This is a genomic window from Nostoc sp. ChiQUE01b, assembly GCF_034531255.1.
Taxonomy (GTDB): domain Bacteria; phylum Cyanobacteriota; class Cyanobacteriia; order Cyanobacteriales; family Nostocaceae; genus Nostoc.
The window spans coordinates 1-19,204 of record NZ_JAVRBM010000043.1; the positions used below are offsets into that span (position 1 = coordinate 1).

The window sequence follows — 19,204 nt, forward strand, 5'->3', positions numbered from 1 at the left end:
ACGCGCGGCACGGCTACACCGCGCCATTGCTTGTGACAGTTGCGTAAGTCCTGGTGTCATACCAGTTAGATGAGGTAGAAACTAGACCTTGGTTTTTAACTGTCCAAGATACAGAAATCGTCTCACCTAATGCAGCCGTGGTTGGGGCATTAGCAGCACTAATAACTAAATCTGGGGCACTTATGGTGATGGCTTGAGCGAATACATTATTGGTTTCATCGGTTTCACTTTGATTTTCGCCAAAGTAGCCTCCTCCATCAGCAACAAATAACAGGTAGCGTTGGCGCAGCCCGTCGTAGACATCGCCTATTTGTTGATAGTTGGAAAAAGTAATGTCCTGAGTCGCTGTATAACTCCCTCCAGATGCTAGAGGCGTATTCTCTCCTGTGTAACGACTGGTGAGTTGGGTATCGCTAGAGTCAAAGAACTGGTCATCAGAAATGTAAACACGGTCATACCATTTAGATGAAGCAGAAACTATACCTTGATTTTTAACTGTCCAAGATACAGAAATTGTCTCACCTAATGCAGCCGTAGTTGGGGCATTGGCGGTAGTAATCACCAAATCTGGGGCAGCAATGGTGATGGCTTGGGCGAATACATTGTTAGTTTCATTGGTTTCAATCTGATTTTCGTCTAAATATCCTCCTCCATCAGCGACAAATAATAGGTAGCGATCGCCTGTTGCTATTTTTTTGAAAAAGTTGAAAATCGAAATGTCCTGGGTGGCTGTATAACTCCCCCCAGATGCTAGAGGCGTATCTTCTCCTGCATCGCGGCTGGTGAGATAGGTATCGTTGTTGTCAAAGAACTGGTCATCGGAAATGTAAATATAGTCATACCAGTTAGATGAGGTAGAAACTGTACCTTGATTTTTAACTGTCCAAGATACAGAAATCGTCTCACCTAATGCAGCCGTGGTTGGGGCATTGGCAGCACTAACAACTAAATCTGGGGCATCATTTATGGTGATGGCTTGGGCGAATACATTGTTGGTTTCATTCGTTTCAACCTGGTTATTTCGTCCATCAGCGACAAATAAAAGGTAATGATCGCCACTTCCAACATAGTTGGGAATAGAAATGTTCTGAGTAGCTGTATTGCTACTGGCAGGTGCTAGAGGCCATCCAAAATATTCACTGATGAGGGTATCGCTTTGGTCGAAGAACTGGTCATCGGAAATGTAAATATAGTCACTCGTGAAAGAGGTAGAAACTGTACCAAGGTTAGTAACTGTCCAAGACACAGAAATCGTCTCACCTAATCTAGCCGTGGTTGGGGCATTGGCAGCACTAACGACTAAATCTGGGGCAGCAATAGTGATGGCTTGGGCGAATACATTGTTGGTTTCATCGGTTTCACCTTGGTATCCACCGCCATCAGCAACAAATAATAGGTAGCGATCGCCTGGTGCTACGTTTACGTAGTAGCCAATAGAAATATCTTGGCTAACTGTATAGCTACTACCAGATGCTAAAGGTGTATTCTCTCTTGTCTCATGAGAGGCGAGTTGGGTATCGCTTTTGTCGAAAAACTGGTCATCGGAAATGTAAACTGCGTCATACCAGTAGTATGCTGAGGCGGAAACCGTACCAAGGTTAGTAACTGTCCAAGACACAGAAATAGTTTCACGTAACGCAGCTGTGGTTGGGGCATTAGCTGCTGTCACGACCAAATCTGGGGCATTATTTATGGTGATGGCTTGGGCAAATACATTGTTGCTTTCATCGGTTTCACCCTGGTAGTGGTCTTTATCAGCAACAAATAACAGGTAGTGATCGCCTGGTGCTACCAAGTTGTCAATAGAAATATCCTCAGTAATCGTATAGCTACTGCCAGATGCTAGAAGCTTATTGTCTCTTGTGTAGCCCTCGGTGAGTTGGTAATCGCTTTCGTCGAAGAACTGGTCATCGGAAATGTAAATATAGTCATACCAGTCAGCTAAGGCAGAAACTGTACCAAGGTTAGTAACTGTCCAAGACACAGAAATTGTCTCACCTAACTCAGCTGTGGCTGGGGCATTGGCAGCAGTAATAACTAAATCTAAATCTGGGGGATCATTTATGGTGAAGGCTTGGGCAAATACATTGTTGTCTTCGTTAGTTTCGACTTGCGTGTTGCCATAGTATCCTCCTCCATCAGCAACAAATAACAGGTAGCGATCGCCAGATCCTACATCGTCGGGAATAAAAATGTCCGAGGTGTCAGTATAACTACTGCCAGATGCTAGAGGTCCTCCAGAATGGCTGTAGAGGAGAAAAGTATCGCTGTCGTCTAAAAACTGGTCATTGGAAATGTAAATGTAGTCAAGCCAATAGTTTGGCAAGATAGAATCTGTACCTTGGTTTTTGATTGTCCAAGACACGGGAATCGTCTCACCCAAATTGATATATAGTGGAACCGTCACAGAAGAGACTATCAAGTCAATATCTTTCATGAATCATCTTCCAATTATTTAATAGATGCTGCTTTTTCCAACACAAACATCAATCTCCCTATAGGTTGGGCTTAAAATCTAGTAGGATTTTTGAACAGCCTGCCTGCTTTACAAAGTCCAATTTGTGGGGGTATGGTGTTTGGTTTTATTGATCTATTCGTCCTCACACGGCGCTCAAAAAGTCGTTGCTGTGGGGATTACAGATTCATTTGGTACTAGATTTAGCTGATATGGTGAGTTGAGAAACTTGGTGTTCACCAGTTCTTTGTAAGCCTCTATATCTGTCCGCCAGTTGCTAATTATTTCTGATATGATAGCTAGGCGCTGACTTTGTTCTTCTTGAACAATTGCGTGATTAAAAGTGGCGGTGAACAGCACGATAGGCCGCACTGTTTGATCTGGCAGTTGTAACCCTCCTTCATTGATATCCAAGCTCATCTGTGCCCCTTCTAAGGTGTAATTAAACCGCATCGCCGCTTGCACAGGTGCTATGCCAAACTCATGCCAGGGGCCAGGATTCAGGAGTGTGCCAAAGATATAATTGCGTGCTGTATTGTTTGGCTGCTCAAAGAAGACGTGCCCGCGAAAGTTAATGGATACTTCCTGATAGTCTACTTGCGCCAACGTCTCTAGATATTTAGCAGCTAGAGCCGGAATCTCTACCTCTGTGGATTCTTTGGTAGCAATCAACTCAGTGAAAATAATCCGATTCACTTGTGCAGTTATACTAATGCTGTTTTGAAAGACTACCTGAGCAGCAGAATCGGTGAGAATTGGGGGTTTAGCCAGTTCCCAGTCACTAGGGACAATGCCACTATATTTCAGAAAATCTGGAGTTAAGATTGTCGGGTTGTGCTGTTTCGCTGTGATCGCAATGGCAATTTCTTGTATATTTAGACTTTGACTCATTTGCTTTTTTTCTCTGTGCAAATTTAATTTTTAAATGCGAGAGAGCTAATTATAAAATTAACCCAGTCTACCCTGGGACAAAAGCTATGTCGAATAAAAAACCGCATTTTTGGCAGCTTTGCTCGACTTGAATACTTTACTTTGTGAATTGCTCTATCTGTGAATAATTAATCATAAAAAAATAATCCCAATTTTGACTGAAATTATTATTATTTATGATATTTATCTATTCATATAACATGACTATTTAATTAATTTATGCGTAAACGGTATATATTTACTGATTATTTCAATAAAGAGCATTTTTGAAATTTATCACTGGAAAAATAAAATTTAGGTAAAGTGCAACTTTATAAACAATCCTCAATTATTCAAGAAAAACAAGATGATCCCCGATTTCTTAAAGAAGTCGGGGATCTTTCGCCTAAAACTGTGCTAGCATAGAGCATTTGCAAAGCGTCTCCTCTAGAGAAACAGCTTGTCGCCAAAAATGGCAACCAGAATCTGGGAATGTGAGATTTATGCAAGAAAATAGCCCAAGTTACTTTTGAATATTTCACCTGGTACACCCAAGTGGGTGAGAAAGAATTCAGCCACTTAGGTGAACCAGCTGCATGAGGTTACATTTTGTAAAAAAAGAGATTCTAGTACTAGAGAACATTAATTTTATCTAACTCTAGTGAGAATAATTCTATGAAACTTACAAAATTAGCTGCCTCTTTCCTTGCTGTTGCTTCTATTGTCCTCTCAGCCGGCATTGCATCTGCTCAAACAGCAGGTACTAACGGTAACTACATCGGTGCTGGTGTTGCTGTTGGTGCAACCAGTGGCGGACAAGGAAACGATGAAGCACAAATTGGTGGTAATATTCAAGGACGATACGCCGTTCCTAATGCCCCTGTTTCGCTGCGGGGTTCTGTGTTGTATGGTGGTGATGCTGCTGCAATTATGCCGATAGTGACTTATGATGCACCCATCGCCAAAAATACTAACGTTTACTTTGGTGGTGGTTATTCCTTTGTAACTGACGAAGGTCAAAAAACTCCATTGGGCAATCGGAATTCACCTGTAGTCACCCTTGGGATTGAATCAGAAATTAGCAAAAATGTCATTGCCTACGGCGATACTAAATGGGGTATTGACGCCTACAGAAATAGTGATGCTGATGCTGTCAGCTTCCAAGCCGGATTAGGTTATCGCTTCTAGTAATTACAAGCTAGAAACGGCCTATTCAGAAGCTAAAGCAATGATGTTTACTAGCCGTAATGGTAATTCATTCTTTCATACCTGAGTATTCTATTCAGGTATGAATAATTTTTATTGATGATTTTAATAAAAAAGGATATTGGCTAGTATTGATAGTTTCTTTTAAAGTGAAATGAGTAATTGGAAATACACGTATAAGATATTACTCATGAAAAAGATTAATCCCATTCCAGAAATAGTTGGTGAAACAACTGACGTGGAATCTTGGCTGATGCGAGCAGGGCTAAAATTTTCCGACTTAGGTAATGATGCTGCAAGTATTGCAATTCGTAAGCAATGGCGAGAATACCAAGCCGCAGTTCATAGATGCTGTGTTACCCTACACCAACCACCATCATGCGTTCAACTCAGCGGCGACTATGCCAGCTTGAGAATACCTGGTGGTGCATCAACCAATTGTGCGATCGCCTGTCGAGTTGTCCCCAGTCCTTAGACTAATAATCCTGTTGCACGCCGTTCACTACTGGCTTAATTTCCGAAAATGGATCGGTGCCGCCACCCCAGTTAAAATCACTAATTCGGATGCTGAAGCCGCCTAACTCCAGTACCGGATTGTAACGTAAGGTGATGCCATAGGTGCGACGGCTATATTCCAAAATGTAGTCGGTACTAGTTTCTTTACCAGTATCCAAGTTAACAGATGTTTGAAAGCCTAAGCGAAAAGGGCCATAGATTTGCTGTGATATTCCAGCACTCAATACTGTGTTATCAACGGAGCGATCAAACAAAAAGGGTGATAATCCGTTATTAAAGCCTTGAGAGTAACTGACATTAAAGGCGGTATAGTCGAAAAAAGGCCGGGAAAAATGACCAATTTGCCCTTGTAAGCCAATTGTACCAATTAGAGTGCTTTGGTTATCACCATTGCTGTAATAACTGGTAGTGCCTGTGACGCTAGCGATCGCTTGCAAGTAAGGAACTACAGGGGTAGCGGTGTATCGTAATCCCTCAGTGGCAGTAGGTGGTAATGGTTTTCCCCGCCACAGCAACAGCCCTCTACTGAGGGTAGCACTGGCTTGTAAACGACCAAGTGAAATGCGATCGTTTTCCCGCACTGGTTCTAGCAAGTCTGGGCGATCGGTGTTGGCATCAATATACTGGGCACTTGCCTGATAGTTGAGGTTGATGCCACTTTTTCCTAAAGGAATTACAGGAGAAGTAATAATGCCGCCAAAACTGCTCTGGACAGTTTGAAAACCCAGAGTACCGTTGTAGAGACGATCGCGGTAGTTATATTGCACATTCAATGTGTGAGGAAGAGAAGTGCCTAATGTCTGGCGCAATCCTAAATTCACTCGCAAATTGTCTTCCACATTGTTCAAGTTAAAACTAGTTAACTCCCCAGTTCCCTGAATTATCGACCGTGGACTCAAAACAGAATTTATCTTGGTCTTCACACCAAACAGTGCGCCTAAGTCACCCACGCCTTCTTGCACACCTCTCTGTAATAATAACTGGGGCGTAATTGTCCAGCGTGTCCGCTCTGTATCGATTAATGGAAAGCCACGCTCAACATACAAACCACCCCGATCTTCTCCATCGTAGCCAGGGGAGACTATTGCAGGTGTAACGTCCCGCTCTCGGCGGTCAATAGTCCGCTCATTCAGCGGAATTGGTAAGGAGACTCTCTGATCCAATACTAAACGCTGTCGCTGTGTCCTGATCCGGTCTACCAAGGGTGATTCTCGCGTCAAAGTTACTTTATCTGCGCGTAATTCTAATTCAGGGGGCGAAAAAGGATCGTTGGTGATGCGGACATTACTTGCTTGCCAGCCTTGTGGATAAAAGTCAATTTGTTCAGCTTCAAACCTGAGCCGATTGACTGTACCCCCTGTTTTTGGTGGCGGGATGTTGCTAGCATCTGCTTGACCACCAAATGTCACATCAATGCCTCCAGGGCTACTCACACCGGAAACAGGTTGATTGGCTCTAATGCGATCGCTGGGCGGACGTTTTGAAACTCCACCAGCACTTACAGCCGTGGGTGAAAAGGCAAAATCTGTTTGTGCTGAGGGTACGTAAATTTCTCCTCTACCATTTTCCAATTCCCCACGATCTTGAACGAAGTTATAGGTAAAGCGTTGTCCACGCAGTATTTGATCGCCCCGTGTTAAGGTTACGTTGCCTTCACCCGCAGCGATCAAGTTGTCCAAATTAACTTGTAAGCGATCGGCATCCACCACCGCTCCGTCAAATCGCACAATTACATTACCTACAGCTGTAATAATTCGCTGTTTCTCGTCATATTCTTGCCGATCTGAAGTGACTTCTACAATTCTTTGTCCAGCTGGCGGTGTGGTAGCTGGTGCAGTTGTACCAGATGGTTGACCTTGTAGCTGAGTGGTATTTACTTGTGGTATAGGCGTTGGTACTTGGCTTTGTTGCTGGACTTGAGACTGAAATTCTACAGTGATGGGCGCTGAGAGTTGGTTTGTGGGCTTACGAGACTTGAATGTGATAAAATTTTGTACTGATTCAGAACTCGGTGCTAGATCGGCAGCAGATACAGAGATATTGTCTTTTTTTAGAGACTGTTGTGCAGTAATATCGCGTTGCTGTTTTTGTTGGGTTAACTTCTCAGCTAAAATTTCTGCTTTGGATTTGCCTAACTTGTTGCTGTTTGTGACAGTTGGGGCAATTTGAAGAGGGCGTGGAGATTGGGCGACCAAGGGACTTGGAGAAACTTTATAGCTAAAGCTAGAAGAGTCCAAAAAGGTTTGTTTTTCTCCATTACTAGAGTTTGGATTTAGCGTAGACGCAAAGCGGTGAGGGGGTCGCAGTCTTCTCCCAAGGGGAGACGCTAAGAGCGATGGCGGTTCCCGTCGATTGCGATAGCGCAGCGTTAGCGACGTTAGGAGCGTCACCCCCGAACCCGTTGGCGCAGCCTCTCGTAGAGAAGGGCTTGTCGTCAGATATCGCTGACTGAGTTTTTGAGAAGATTCATCTTTTGCGTTTTGGTCTAAAGCCTCCGCTTCGATTTTTTTTTGCATCTCCCGTTTACGCAGCACCGACATCAGGAGAAGTTCCGAGCGGCGGGGTTCGACGCTCGGACTTGTCTTTGTGTGTTCTTTTATTTGGCGATTAGAGGTTTTAACCTCTTGCTTGGGATAACTAACAACCAGCAGCTGCCCCAAAAGCCCAGCAGTTGCAGAACCAGCGAGTGGGGAACTTTCTGGTGGAAAGGTTTCTGGTGAATGAGGTACAGAGGAAGTTTCAGCAACTACCAAGTCATCTTGAGTTGAGTCGATTGGAGTTGACAATAAAGGATCGCTCTTGGTATTACCCGAAATTGCCAACTGAGCCAAATTCTTGGGCTGCTTGGATTTGTCTGTCTTTTCGTATATTCCAGTATCTACACCTGAAAGAAACTTTGTATGACTAGCAGAGGAGGCGGGATTTACAGGTTGTAAAGATTCAACGATAGGAGGCGGATTAGGTGGCAGAACTGGATGAAGCATAAGTGAGCAAAATCGGGCTAACAAACAGCCAAATGACAAAGGGAAGGATTAAACATACATTTTGCCTTCCGACTGTCGCCTTCTGCTACCTACAGCAAGCTACTTGGAGAAAGAAACTTACTAAATTTTCGCTTAGTAAGTTTCCGTGGCGTTTAGTATTTTCCGCCTTCCAAAGTCGCGGATGATTTATCGCCCTTTTACTCTAAGTCCCGACGGCCGGGGTTACGAGCTGGATCGTTCGACAAAAATCCGAAGATGAAGATAGTTACGAAGAAGGCAACAACAATATAAACAGCGATTTTTAAAGTCACCATAGAAATATCTCCAACGGGTAAAACAAAGAAAGCTTTTCTTTCAGTATCTGCAATGCAGAAAAGATAGCTACTTTATATTACCCAAATCTCGTCCCTTTTTTAGAAGACTCTGGGGATTGGGGACTGGGAATTGGGGATTGGGGATTGGGAACTGGGGATTGGGGACTAGCAGTGCATTGGTGTCAACTTAACGTGAAAGCCAGCCTAGAAACAGCTTTTAGATATTGTCTCGTTCCCAGTCGGAGACTGGGAATGCCCCTCATTGAGGCTCCGCCTCCCTCTCCTCGCGGCAGAGCCGCCAGGAGCAGCATTTCTAGCCAGAGGCTGGAAACGAGGTTTGAAAAGGAGTTTCAGCTTAAGTTGATACCCATGCTAGCAGTGTCTATCCTACGGTTATTGAGAGTAGTGCAAGATGTCAGTTGTCTGACTTTTAGATGACCCTAAGAAATAACTCAAAGGACTATTGACTCTTCTGACGTTGACTGATGACAAAGGTTTCCAAAAAAAGGTTAGAGGTTGCAGGTTACAGGAAATAATTACTATCCCGCCAATCCCCAGTACCCAGTCCCCAATCCCCTATTTCTCAACTTGAAGCTTTGCTATATCTTTGCCAATTCGGTTTTTAATTACTCGTGCAGGTATGCCGACAGCAACTGAAAAAGCAGGAATATCTCTATTAACAACTGCTCCCGCACCAATAACACTGCCTTTGCCGATAGTAACGCCATCTAATACTGTTACTCCATGTCCTAGCCAACAATCATCCTCAATCACAATTCCCTTGCGAGTAACACCTTGGTATTTAATCAGCTCCATCGGAGCGGCAAAATTATGATTATTGGCATATATCCCTGAATGGGCAGCAATCATGCAGTGTTTACCAATTTTAATGTCTCCTGGCCCCTCAATACACACGTTGGGTGCAATGAAGGTGTCTTCATCAATATGTATATACGTATCTGCCAAAGACCCAATATCAACGTTACGCTCAATTGCAACTCTATCTCCTAGATGAATTCTATTATTTTTGTGTCCTCTCGCATCCATCCGCACACCCTTGAAAATATAGACTCCTGCGCCAATCTCAATACAAGAAGTACCGTTAAATTCAACACCATTTTGAATATACACTGGGCTGTCTATCTGGGCAAAAATACTACGGTATCCTAAATTACGCAACTTTGGGCCGAGAAGAAGTGTCGGAATGTCTCCTAACACTGTAGTTACTAAAAGTTCTTGCACGCGCTGCAATTTGGAAAAATATTGCTCGTTCTGCATGGCTACATATCTCTTTAATCAATTTTTGTTGACAGTGTTTAAGTTGTTTTGGCTGTATCCTAATCTTTTGCCAATACCAATAGCTTCTGTATGTATTAATACATGAGCTAAGTTAGCAGTATCACCAAAATTCCCCAAAATTTTAGATAGTTTTCCAAATGTTGAAAAACCAGAGTTTGGCTTTGACCATACGAGCAATTCTTGAGGTTATGTGTGTAGAATTACTCAAGTAATATGCACAATTGCGTTAAGTCGCTAGCAGATTTTGTACTATATGCACGTAAAATTTTGGCTTATTTTTCACAAAATCAATTAACAAAACACTTTCAGTGCATTGCAGGTCAAAACTTAGACTCTTAAATTGTCTGATGGAAAATGTGCTGGTTTAGATAAGCTACTGTTTTGGTTCTCTGGCAAATTTGAAAAGCTTGCTACCGCTAACAGCACTCCTAAAGCAAATAGGGATAGTGTTGTTTGTCTTGAGGCTATATCCTCACAAGCGGTTTTAGTCTTTTGAAGCAATTCAGTTTCACAAGCTATTTTGCAACAAAAAATACATTTAACTAGACTATATTCAAAGTTTAGATAAAATTTCTGCCTAGCATGACAATGTAATTGTTGTTGGATTTTTTTGGGTATTTTTGCCCAAATAAAATCCAATTAGGGTGGATTATCTCCCACATCAGCCATCACATTGAAGTTAACCATCGGTGCAAACAAGTAAGCGCTTCCCCGACTGCTATGACGGCTTTCTTGCAACGAATTTCTAGAGTATGCTGCTCCAATCATGTTGCACACGGATGATTTACAGACTAGCCAATTCACGTTTGTAATGACATGAATGGTTTTTAATAACAATTGTTTTTAACGATAACACATTTTATTTTTAGTGGAACACTCTCATGAAATAAGTTTATTTCCAGGTTTATTGTTGATGAGAATGGTGGAAATAAGTTAACTTTTTTACTAGAGTGATGCCAAAGTTGGGCAAAGCCTACGCTATTTGCAAATATTTTTATACACTTAAATAAAATCTCTTAAGGAGGGAAATTTCAAAAATGCTATCAGCGATTATTGGCATTTTTGTCTATATTTATATCGTTGCTGGTAAAAGTAATTTTATGATTGGGCGTTCAACTTAGGATGATATCTACTATACTTGTGACACCATCTTCGTTAAAAAGCCAATTTAGCTCAAAATATTCCTTTTGTCCACATATTTACTATCTAAAATATTGTAAATCACCCATTCGGGTGAGCCAAGAGGGTGATGTGTGCTTGGTACTACTCGTTATAAATTTTATTTAAAGAAAACTAAAACGTAGCTTATTTTCGAGGAGAAATCTACAAAAAAACATCTAATTTCCCAAATTGAGGTATCAGTTTTAACTCACACACTTGGTTCAAATTATGGTTTTAATTAAAGAAATTGTACAAGAAGCTCTCACTATCGGCTATCTGAGTGTTGTAGCCGAAGATCAACTGCGATCGCAGCTGCAAAGTAGTTATGACTCAGAAGACCTAGATGCCTGGATTGTTTTACAGCGAGCTATTGCAGCAGGTGATGTCAAACAAGAGTCGCGCCGAAAAAAAGCTTCCCCCTCTCCTAAAGCTAAGGACACTTCATCAAGTATCAAACTTGCTTATCAAATGGCAGCGGAACTCGCTTATGCAGCAGCTGTAGCTCTGACAATGACAAAAAATACTAAAGATCAGCCTTCATTAGGTGCATAAAACAACACCTTTAAAAGTTATTTTCCTGATTTAGTGCAAATATTTAATACCAAGTAGTTAGCGTCGGCGTAGTCCGCCGCAGGCATCGCTTTTCTTGATTAACTGCTTGGTAAGGCTTTCATTCGATTATTTATGGGGTTTCCCTTCTGGCTCATGACTTGGAAGTGCTCAGTGCTGAGTAAAAATCCCAGTCTTTAGAAGAATTTCATACAAGGCTGCCTTCTTTGACAGCGCAATTTTATTAAAAAATAATTAAAAAATTTAACTTTACTGGATACAGCTATGGGAAATTTTTACCCTCAGCCAAGACTCTCGATTGATCCCCGGAAGCAATACTAAAATAAATATAAATTATTTATTCAAAACTAGATTTTTTTTAATGATATCTGCCAGTAAATGATTAAATCTTAATATACCAAGTACATGGCTCAGAGTCAGGCATAGAATTAGAAACACCTTGGTGTAAACTTTAGCAACGAGGTTAAAAATAATTCTCAATGCTTAACAAAGTCATCGCTTTTTCACAAACCAGAGTATAAAGAATTGGCAACATTGGTAAAGAGAGTAAACAATAACCATAGCTAAACTTGGAGTTTTGCCAACCTATGCAGCCAATTCGCACATTTAACGTATCCCCTTCACTACCGCCGCGACTCGAACCACTACGGCGGCTGGCACAGAACTTGCACTGGGATTGGAACGTTGATACTAAAGATTTATTCCGTCGCTTAGACTCTGACCTGTGGGAGTCTAGCCATCATAACCCGGTGTTAATGCTGGGTACTATCTCTCAATCGCGGCTTCTGGAAGTTGTCGAAGATGAAGGCTTTTTAGCGCAAATGGATCGAGCTGACCGTCAGTTAGACGATTATTTGCAAGAGCGCACGTGGTATCAGAAACAACGGGAGCAGAAACCCAAAGAATGCTACGCCTATTTTTCGGCGGAATTTGGACTTGTAGATTGTTTGCCCGTCTATTCTGGAGGCTTGGGTGTTCTGGCGGGGGATCACCTCAAATCTGCCAGTGACTTGGGTTTACCGCTTGTAGGTGTAGGTTTGCTCTATCAGCAAGGCTACTTTGCCCAGTATCTCAATGCTGATGGTTGGCAGCAAGAACGCTACCTGCTCAATGATTTCTACAATATGCCCTTGCATCTAGAGCGCAATGCCGATGGCTCAGAACTGCGGATTGCGGTAGACTATCCAGGACGCAAGGTATATGCCAGAGTTTGGCGCGTACAGGTAGGAACGGTTCCCTTGTATCTGATGGACACCAACATTGAACCGAACAACACTTACGACCACGACATCACAGATCAGCTGTACGGTGGCGACATCGATATGCGTATCCACCAAGAAATTATGCTGGGGATCGGTGGTGTGCAAATGCTCAAAGCCTTGGGGCTGAAAGTTACCGCTTACCACATGAATGAAGGCCACGCCGCCTTCTCTGCCCTAGAACGCATTCGCTTGCTGATTCAGGAAGAGGGGCTGAATTATGCCCAAGCTAAACAGGTGGTGGCTTCCAGCAATATTTTTACTACCCACACGCCAGTACCAGCGGGAATTGACTTGTTCGCTCCCGAAAAAATGTTGTACTACTTGGGGTACTATGCAGAGATATTTGGATTGCCCAAAGAGCAATTTTTAGGACTGGGACGTGAGAATACAGGCGATTTATCTGGGCCTTTCAGTATGGCGGTGCTGGCGCTGAAAATGGCAACATTTTCTAACGGTGTCGCCCAACTGCATGGTGTGGTGTCGCGGCAAATGTTCCAAGGCTTGTGGAAGAAGGTGCCAGTAGAAGAAGTACCGATCGCAGCAATTACTAATGGTGTCCATGCTCGGAGTTGTGTTGCCAAATCGACTCAAGAATTGTATGATCGCTACCTGGGCCCAAATTGGTCATCAGCACCACCAGATAGCCCGTTATGGGAGCGGATGGACGCTATACCCGATGAAGAATTGTGGCGCAATCACGAACGCTGCCGCTTAGATATGATTTTGTATGTGCGGGAGCATTTAGTTAAGCATTTAACCGATCGCGGCGCTTCCGCTTCCGAAATTACCCAAGCCCAAGAAGTTTTAGATCCTTACGCTTTCACCATTGGCTTTGCTCGTCGCTTTGCCACCTACAAACGCGCCACCCTCTGGATGCGTGATTTAGAACGGATTAAGCGGCTTCTGCTGGCTAACAAAGACCGGAAAGTGCAATTTGTGATTGCTGGTAAAGCACATCCCAAGGATATTCCCGGTAAAGAACTCATCCGCGAGATCAATCACTTTATCCGCGAACAGCATTTAGAAAAACAGGTAGTATTTGTTCCCAATTATGACATTTACATCTCCCGGTTGATGGTTGCGGGTTGCGATATCTGGTTGAACACACCGCGTCGTCCACGGGAAGCCTCTGGTACTAGTGGTATGAAAGCCGCTATGAATGGATTGCCAAATTTAAGTGTGCTAGATGGTTGGTGGGATGAAGCTGATTACGTCCGCACAGGTTGGGCAATTGGACATGGAGAGAATTACGACGATCCCAACTACCAAGATGAAGTGGAAGCAAATGCTCTCTACGAATTGTTAGAGAAGGAAGTTGTACCGCTATTTTATGAACATCGGGATACTGATGGTTTGCCCCGTCCGTGGGTTGCCAAAATGAAGGATGCAATTCGGTTGAATTGTCCGTTCTTTAATACAGCGCGAATGGTAGGAGAATATGCCCAAAGGGCTTATTTCCCAGCTAGCGATCGCTATCATACCCTGACTGTTGATAAATATGCTCCAGCGAAAGAACTAGCCGCTTGGAAAGAAAAACTGAGCGAACACTGGTTCAACATCAAAATCAAAGATGTTGACGTATCGGCAGCTTCAGACATTGAGGTTAACCAAACCGTTGCTGTCAAAGCCAAGGTTGACTTAGCGACTTTGACCAATGATGATGTGCAGGTGGAGCTTTATCAAGGTGCGATCGATGCCAATGGTGAGATTGTCAACGCTGTGCCAGTAGTGATGGATTACCAAGGGGAAGATGCACAGCAATTGAGTATTTACACTGGTAATATCATCTATACCGCTTCTGGTTTGCAAGGCTTGTCTTTGCGTGTATTGCCGAAAAATAAAAATCTGGCTAATCCTTACGAACCAAGGTTGATTGCTTGGGCAGAGTAAGAGTAGTGAGTAGTTATTGAATACTCAAGATTAGGCGTTGCTGATTTAAGTTTAGCAACGCCTTTTATTGTGCAATGCAGTCATATCAAGTTCGGTAAATCACTTACGATACGACTATGTAGAACGGATAAAACGAGATGACCCAGAACAATTTATTGCTATTGGATATCTGGCAAACACCCTTTTGTCGGTCATTTACGAAGTTCGTTATGATGATGAAGGGGAATATATTTGGTTAATTACTTATTGGAAAAGTACGAGATGGGAGAGAGAAATCTATGAACAATATTTCTATTAAAGAACTTGAAGATAAAATAGAGGTAGGAGAGGAAGTTGTTGATCGTTATTTTGACTCCACGACAACAAGAGTTGGAACGCCTCGTCAAATGACCTCACGAAGAAGACAGGATATAGTGACAACAAACCTTGAAATTCCTAGTCCGATGCTCAACGAACTTGACAAAACGGCAACCGAACTCAGTATTAGTCGTAAAGCTGTAATTAAGATGATGCTAAGACGCGCTCTTGATCAACACTATCTGGCCAAGAACCAGATTAAATCAGAAATTTGATTGCGTAGCTTGCCGCCGTAGGCATCGCTTTTTGCGTGTGCTGTTACCCAATCCAAATTCCTCAAATTTCACTCTGTAAACTTCATGTTTTGAGCAGGAAAATCAAGCACTGAGGGAAATTGTTTGAAAAGTATTATGTTTAACATCAAAATCTATGATACATAAGACGAGGCGTTGCTGATTTAAGTTTAGCAATGCCTTTTATGTTAAAAATTTTCAGGTAGATAGTTAATATCTAGTAGCTGTTCTAAGGTGTAAATACAAGATTGAGGTAAGTTATCTAGTTTGCCCTCAGTTTTATCAATTACATATCCTAAAGCATCATCATAAATTGATGCTAATTCTTTTTCTAAAAATTGAGATAAATTCGTTGTTAAATGACGTTTTAATCGATTCCTAAAACTTCTAACTTCTGCTTTCCAATGTCCAGAATTATATTGAGTTTCTTCTGTCCAATATTGCAGTAATAAAAAATGTCTAATAATTTGTTATAATAAACTAGCAACCTTGGCTTTGTCTCTACGACCCAAATTTTCTAGCTCCTCAATTAAATTTTCTAAATCTAATTCTTTTAAATGGTTAGTTTTCAATAGTTTGATTGTTTCCTCTAACCACAGATGCTCGTCAATTTCATAAAGCTCTTTTAAACTCAAATTAGAACTAACTCCTTGCATAAAACCTCTTTGAGTTAAATATTATGAGATGACAATTTTAGGCTAACATTCTTTGGGGGATGATAATGTAGCCGGTGGTGCGATCGCCTAGTACCAAATTACGTTCTTCTCCCCAATACCACCAATAAGCAGCAACATAAGCGCAAATTAAGCTATCTAGTTTATCTTCAGTTGCTTTGAGGGCTACACCTGTGATCGGAATTTCCATAAAAAACGAATCGCACAGAAGCACAGGAGGAGAAAGAGAGGGGAGAATATTGAAAAGATAATTTTGGAGTTTGATTAGTTCTAGGCGGCGTTCATTGAGGCGTCCTTTTTTGTATTTGAGGATGCGTTCTAAGTTGAATAGGTTAACGATTGCTGGGTGGGGAAAAACTTCTATTTGATATCTGCTGAGTTTTTGCGGTTCAATGGTGGGAGCGTGTGCAAAACCACGTAATTCCAATTCTAAACCAAAGTTGATGGTGCGCTCTGCGAAGGATAGGTTTTGATTAGCTGGGTAGCATCCTGCATGATATTTGCCAAAGTACTTGTGGCTGAGTTTGTCGGGGAGGCGACTCCCGCTAGCGTTGGGTATGAGCGTAGGTGCATCTACGGCAATAATGGCTGGTTCGTCTGCTTGTACGCTTTGATCGATCCAGATGAGGATGTCTGCAATGGCATCTTTGCGGTCTAGATCGAGTAATTGTAGTTGTCCATCTGTCCATTCTAAGCAGCACAATCCACTTGGTTGCGATCGCCAGCCTAAATCAATGCCAATAAATTTCATGGTCATAACACGAATTTGCGATCATTTTCGCATTTTCGGGCAACCATTTATCTAAATTTACTTGCTAAAAGTTGTGATAAATAATCTTATAATCTTAAGCAGCTTGTCTTAATTTATTTTATCAGGCAATAAGTTAATCAAGATTATTCCAATGAAAATTTTATTTTTACATCCCAATTTTCCCTCACAATTTCGCAACCTAGCAACAGTTTTAGGTAAAGATCCTAATTGTCAAGTCGTGTTTGGGACAAATCGTCGGGAAGGGGAAATACCTGGCGTTTTTAAAGCTATTTATACTCCTTCTCGTGAAGCAGCGCCTCAAACCCACCACTACGTTCGCAACCTGGAAAACGCTGTTCTCACCGCACAGGCTGTCTATCGCGTGGCAGAAAAATTGAAGGCTGAGGGTTTCGTTCCAAATATAGTTTATGGTCATTCTGGTTGGGGACCAACTTTATTTATGAAAGATGTTTTCCCCAAAGCAGAATTATTGTGTTATTTCGAGTGGTTTTACCATGCTCACGGTTCCGATGCAGATTTCGATCCCAACGATGCGCTGAATACTGATGATGAATGCCGCATCCGCGTGAAAAATGCACCGATTTTAACTGATTTATATAGCTGCGATCGCGGTCTTTCTCCGACCAATTGGCAGCGTCAGCAGTTTCCCAAAGAATATCATAGCAAACTCACTGTAATTCATGATGGTGTTGATACCAATTATTTTGTCCCCAAACCAGGTGCAAAGTTAGTTTTACCAAGAATAAATCTGGATCTTTCCCATGTGGAAGAGTTGGTAACTTATGTAGGACGAGGAATGGAACCTTATAGAGGTTTTCCGCAGTTTATGGAAACCGTAGCGCTAATTCAGCAGCGACGACCTAAGTGCCATGTAGTAGTCGTGGGAGAAGATAGAGTTGCTTATGGTAAAAATCTCCCCGATGGTCAGACTTATAAACAATTAATGCTAGAAAAATTATCTCTGGATTTATCGAGGCTGCACTTTACAGATAGGCTTCCTTACAATGAGTACCTTCAGGTTTTGCAAGCTTCTTCTGCCCATGTTTATTTAACCCGTCCTTTTGTATTATCCTGGTCAATGTTAGAAGTAATGGCAGCAGGATGTTTACTAATAGCTTCTAAGACACCACCAGTATTGGAGGTCGTACAGGATGGGGTGAATGGACTGTTAGTAGATTTCTTTTCTCCCCGGAATATTGCTAATCGGGTTGAAGAGGCGCTGAATCATCCTCAAGAAATGAATGCAATTCGTGCGAATGCGCGAGAGACAATTCTGAAGCGTTATGATTTGGCGAAACTATTACCACAGCATTTACAATGGATGTTCGCTGGGAAAAATTCTGATAGTTTGAAAAAGCGTCCAAGCTCTAAAGGATTTGGCAAAAATTAGTCATTAGTCAGTAGAGACGCGATTAATCGCGTCTGTACAATGGTCATTGGTCATTAGCCTCTTGCACAAATATTTTTGCCTCAAGCAAAGGTGCAAATAAAAGTCTAAACAGAACGGCTTTTATAAGAAGTATATTAATTATGTATGAGTTATTGGTCAATGACAAATGACAAATGACAAATAAATACAGAAGTGCTATTGAAAATGCGAATTATTTTTACTATTGCCCATTTTTTTAAACCTAGCAATGAAGGTCGTCATGCTTCACAACGCAAAGACCCGCAACCCCGTTTGGAGGCATTAACTAAAAGTATTACCGCTTTACACCAATTGTTTGGTAAATCTCAAAGTATTATCAACATTGCTCAACGAGTAGCTTTTCCTGCTAATCAACTGCAATCTCACGAACTAGATATTGTTATTTGTACAATTAAAGATAATCATCTTCTGAATCAGCTTTCCTTACCATCCCATTTATATAGACATCATTCTAGCAATGCAGAACCTTTGCTTTTGGGGTTTGAGTGCCAAGCTGTTCTGCAAAGTTGTCTCGGTCAGTATGATTATTACTGCTTTCTTGAAGATGACTTAATTATTCATGATCCTTGGTTTTTTATAAAATTAAACTGGTTTAGCCAACAAGCAGGTGATTTAAATTTGCTCCAGCCAAATCGTTATGAAGTCTCTCTCCACGGTTTGGTTCACAAAGCTTATATTGATGGAAATTTGGCTTTACGAGTAACTGCTCCTTATCAAAATTTGCAGGATCAACAGGAACTCAAAGGTACAATTATGAATACACCAATTACTTTTTGTCGTGCCCTCAATCCTCATGCAGGCTGCTACTTTTTAAATGCAAATCAAATGGCTCACTGGGCTAATAAAACCTATTTTCTCGACCGGGATATTAGCTTTGTTGGGCCACTAGAAAGTGCTGCAACTTTAGGAATTATGAAGACATTCCAAATTTACAAAACCTCGTCGGAGCAAGCAAGCTTTTTGGAGATTCAGCACTTTGGAACTGGATTTTTAGGGCTAATTGGCGGACAGGTGGGTTTGGCAGAAAGGTAAATATTCGGTGTCGCCTGATTCATATTTTGATTCAGCAATGTCCAAAAATCAAATATGAGTCCTATAGAACAGTTACCAGAGGCTTTAAGGAAGTTATCAGAAAATTTATTCCTTATTTATTATCAGTTTAGATGCAACCCT

14 protein-coding genes and 1 pseudogene are annotated in these 19,204 nt (G+C 41.8%); 7 read left to right on the top strand and 8 right to left on the bottom strand.

Features of this window, described 5'->3' with window-relative positions; translation table 11 throughout:
• Positions 1-13: 13 nt before the first annotated feature.
• Both RMY63_RS24595 and RMY63_RS24600 read right to left on the bottom strand, forming a co-directional pair.
• A complete protein-coding gene (locus tag RMY63_RS24595) occupies positions 14-2,437 on the bottom strand; it encodes a CARDB domain-containing protein (RefSeq protein WP_322731229.1) in 2,424 nt (807 codons plus the stop codon).
• Positions 2,438-2,611: 174 nt separating this feature from the next.
• On the bottom strand, positions 2,612-3,346 hold the full coding sequence (locus RMY63_RS24600) for a hypothetical protein (protein WP_322731230.1): 735 nt from the start codon (positions 3,344-3,346) through the stop codon (positions 2,612-2,614).
• A 693-nt stretch (positions 3,347-4,039) separates the two neighbouring features.
• Here RMY63_RS24600 and RMY63_RS24605 point away from each other — a divergent pair.
• Together RMY63_RS24605 and RMY63_RS24610 are read left to right on the top strand one after the other, a co-directional pair.
• Positions 4,040-4,552, top strand: a complete 513-nt coding sequence (locus RMY63_RS24605; RefSeq protein WP_322731231.1) for an outer membrane beta-barrel protein — start codon at positions 4,040-4,042, stop codon at positions 4,550-4,552.
• 208 nt (positions 4,553-4,760) lie between these two features.
• Complete coding sequence (locus tag RMY63_RS24610) at positions 4,761-5,045, top strand: hypothetical protein (RefSeq protein WP_322731232.1); 285 nt, start codon at positions 4,761-4,763, stop codon at positions 5,043-5,045.
• Between the two features lies 1 nt (position 5,046).
• Here the strand turns inward: RMY63_RS24610 and RMY63_RS24615 are convergent, their stop codons facing one another.
• The 4 genes from RMY63_RS24615 to RMY63_RS24630 all read right to left on the bottom strand — a co-directional run bounded on the left by RMY63_RS24615 (position 5,047) and on the right by RMY63_RS24630 (position 10,451).
• Positions 5,047-8,070 (bottom strand): DUF3769 domain-containing protein, encoded by a 3,024-nt coding sequence (locus RMY63_RS24615; RefSeq protein WP_322731233.1) that lies wholly within the window; start codon positions 8,068-8,070, stop codon positions 5,047-5,049.
• Positions 8,071-8,267: 197 nt separating this feature from the next.
• Complete coding sequence (locus RMY63_RS24620; protein ID WP_322731234.1) at positions 8,268-8,384, bottom strand: photosystem II reaction center protein I; 117 nt, start codon at positions 8,382-8,384, stop codon at positions 8,268-8,270.
• A gap of 576 nt (positions 8,385-8,960) precedes the next feature.
• Positions 8,961-9,662 (bottom strand): acyltransferase, encoded by a 702-nt coding sequence (locus RMY63_RS24625; protein WP_322731235.1) that lies wholly within the window; start codon positions 9,660-9,662, stop codon positions 8,961-8,963.
• 660 nt (positions 9,663-10,322) lie between these two features.
• Entirely contained in the window at positions 10,323-10,451 is a 129-nt protein-coding gene (locus tag RMY63_RS24630; protein WP_256091202.1) for a hypothetical protein, read from the bottom strand.
• A gap of 621 nt (positions 10,452-11,072) precedes the next feature.
• On the opposite strand from RMY63_RS24630, the gene RMY63_RS24635 reads away from it, so the two are divergent.
• The 3 genes from RMY63_RS24635 (at position 11,073) to RMY63_RS24645 (ending at position 15,138) form a co-directional block, all read left to right on the top strand.
• Positions 11,073-11,396: a hypothetical protein gene (locus tag RMY63_RS24635; RefSeq protein ID WP_322731236.1), complete on the top strand. Its 324-nt coding sequence runs from the start codon at positions 11,073-11,075 to the stop codon at positions 11,394-11,396.
• Positions 11,397-12,001: 605 nt separating this feature from the next.
• A complete protein-coding gene (gene glgP, locus RMY63_RS24640) occupies positions 12,002-14,566 on the top strand; it encodes an alpha-glucan family phosphorylase (RefSeq protein ID WP_322731237.1) in 2,565 nt (854 codons plus the stop codon).
• Positions 14,567-14,844: 278 nt separating this feature from the next.
• Positions 14,845-15,138, top strand: coding sequence for a hypothetical protein (locus RMY63_RS24645; protein WP_322731238.1), 294 nt, complete (start codon positions 14,845-14,847; stop codon positions 15,136-15,138).
• A 206-nt stretch (positions 15,139-15,344) separates the two neighbouring features.
• Here the strand turns inward: RMY63_RS24645 and RMY63_RS24650 are convergent.
• Positions 15,345-15,812: pseudogene (locus RMY63_RS24650) on the bottom strand (DUF29 domain-containing protein).
• Between the two features lie 37 nt (positions 15,813-15,849).
• On the bottom strand, positions 15,850-16,581 hold the full coding sequence (locus RMY63_RS24655; RefSeq protein ID WP_322731284.1) for a DUF429 domain-containing protein: 732 nt from the start codon (positions 16,579-16,581) through the stop codon (positions 15,850-15,852).
• A 151-nt stretch (positions 16,582-16,732) separates the two neighbouring features.
• Between RMY63_RS24655 and RMY63_RS24660 the strand changes: the two genes are divergently transcribed.
• Both RMY63_RS24660 and RMY63_RS24665 read left to right on the top strand, forming a co-directional pair.
• Positions 16,733-17,992, top strand: a complete 1,260-nt coding sequence (locus RMY63_RS24660) for a glycosyltransferase family 4 protein (RefSeq protein ID WP_322731239.1) — start codon at positions 16,733-16,735, stop codon at positions 17,990-17,992.
• A gap of 204 nt (positions 17,993-18,196) precedes the next feature.
• The gene (locus tag RMY63_RS24665; protein ID WP_322731240.1) at positions 18,197-19,063 is read left to right on the top strand and encodes a calcium-binding protein; all 867 of its coding nucleotides are present in this window, start codon (positions 18,197-18,199) and stop codon (positions 19,061-19,063) included.
• Positions 19,064-19,204: the final 141 nt, after the last annotated feature.

Bases quoted from the DNA above. Each gene is read 5' to 3' on its own strand.
- RMY63_RS24605 (WP_322731231.1), top strand. From the start codon at position 4,040: ATGAAACTTACAAAATTAGCTGCCTCTTTCCTTGCTGTTGCTTCTATT.
- RMY63_RS24635 (WP_322731236.1), top strand. From the start codon at position 11,073: ATGGTTTTAATTAAAGAAATTGTACAAGAAGCTCTCACTATCGGCTAT.
- RMY63_RS24615 (WP_322731233.1), bottom strand. From the start codon at position 8,070: ATGCTTCATCCAGTTCTGCCACCTAATCCGCCTCCTATCGTTGAATCT.
- RMY63_RS24620 (WP_322731234.1), bottom strand. From the start codon at position 8,384: ATGGTGACTTTAAAAATCGCTGTTTATATTGTTGTTGCCTTCTTCGTA.
- RMY63_RS24645 (WP_322731238.1), top strand. From the start codon at position 14,845: ATGAACAATATTTCTATTAAAGAACTTGAAGATAAAATAGAGGTAGGA.
- RMY63_RS24595 (WP_322731229.1), bottom strand. From the start codon at position 2,437: ATGAAAGATATTGACTTGATAGTCTCTTCTGTGACGGTTCCACTATAT.
- RMY63_RS24665 (WP_322731240.1), top strand. From the start codon at position 18,197: ATGCGAATTATTTTTACTATTGCCCATTTTTTTAAACCTAGCAATGAA.
- RMY63_RS24625 (WP_322731235.1), bottom strand. From the start codon at position 9,662: ATGCAGAACGAGCAATATTTTTCCAAATTGCAGCGCGTGCAAGAACTT.
- glgP (WP_322731237.1), top strand. From the start codon at position 12,002: ATGCAGCCAATTCGCACATTTAACGTATCCCCTTCACTACCGCCGCGA.
- RMY63_RS24610 (WP_322731232.1), top strand. From the start codon at position 4,761: ATGAAAAAGATTAATCCCATTCCAGAAATAGTTGGTGAAACAACTGAC.
- RMY63_RS24600 (WP_322731230.1), bottom strand. From the start codon at position 3,346: ATGAGTCAAAGTCTAAATATACAAGAAATTGCCATTGCGATCACAGCG.
- RMY63_RS24660 (WP_322731239.1), top strand. From the start codon at position 16,733: ATGAAAATTTTATTTTTACATCCCAATTTTCCCTCACAATTTCGCAAC.
- RMY63_RS24655 (WP_322731284.1), bottom strand. From the start codon at position 16,581: ATGAAATTTATTGGCATTGATTTAGGCTGGCGATCGCAACCAAGTGGA.
- RMY63_RS24630 (WP_256091202.1), bottom strand. From the start codon at position 10,451: ATGATTGGAGCAGCATACTCTAGAAATTCGTTGCAAGAAAGCCGTCAT.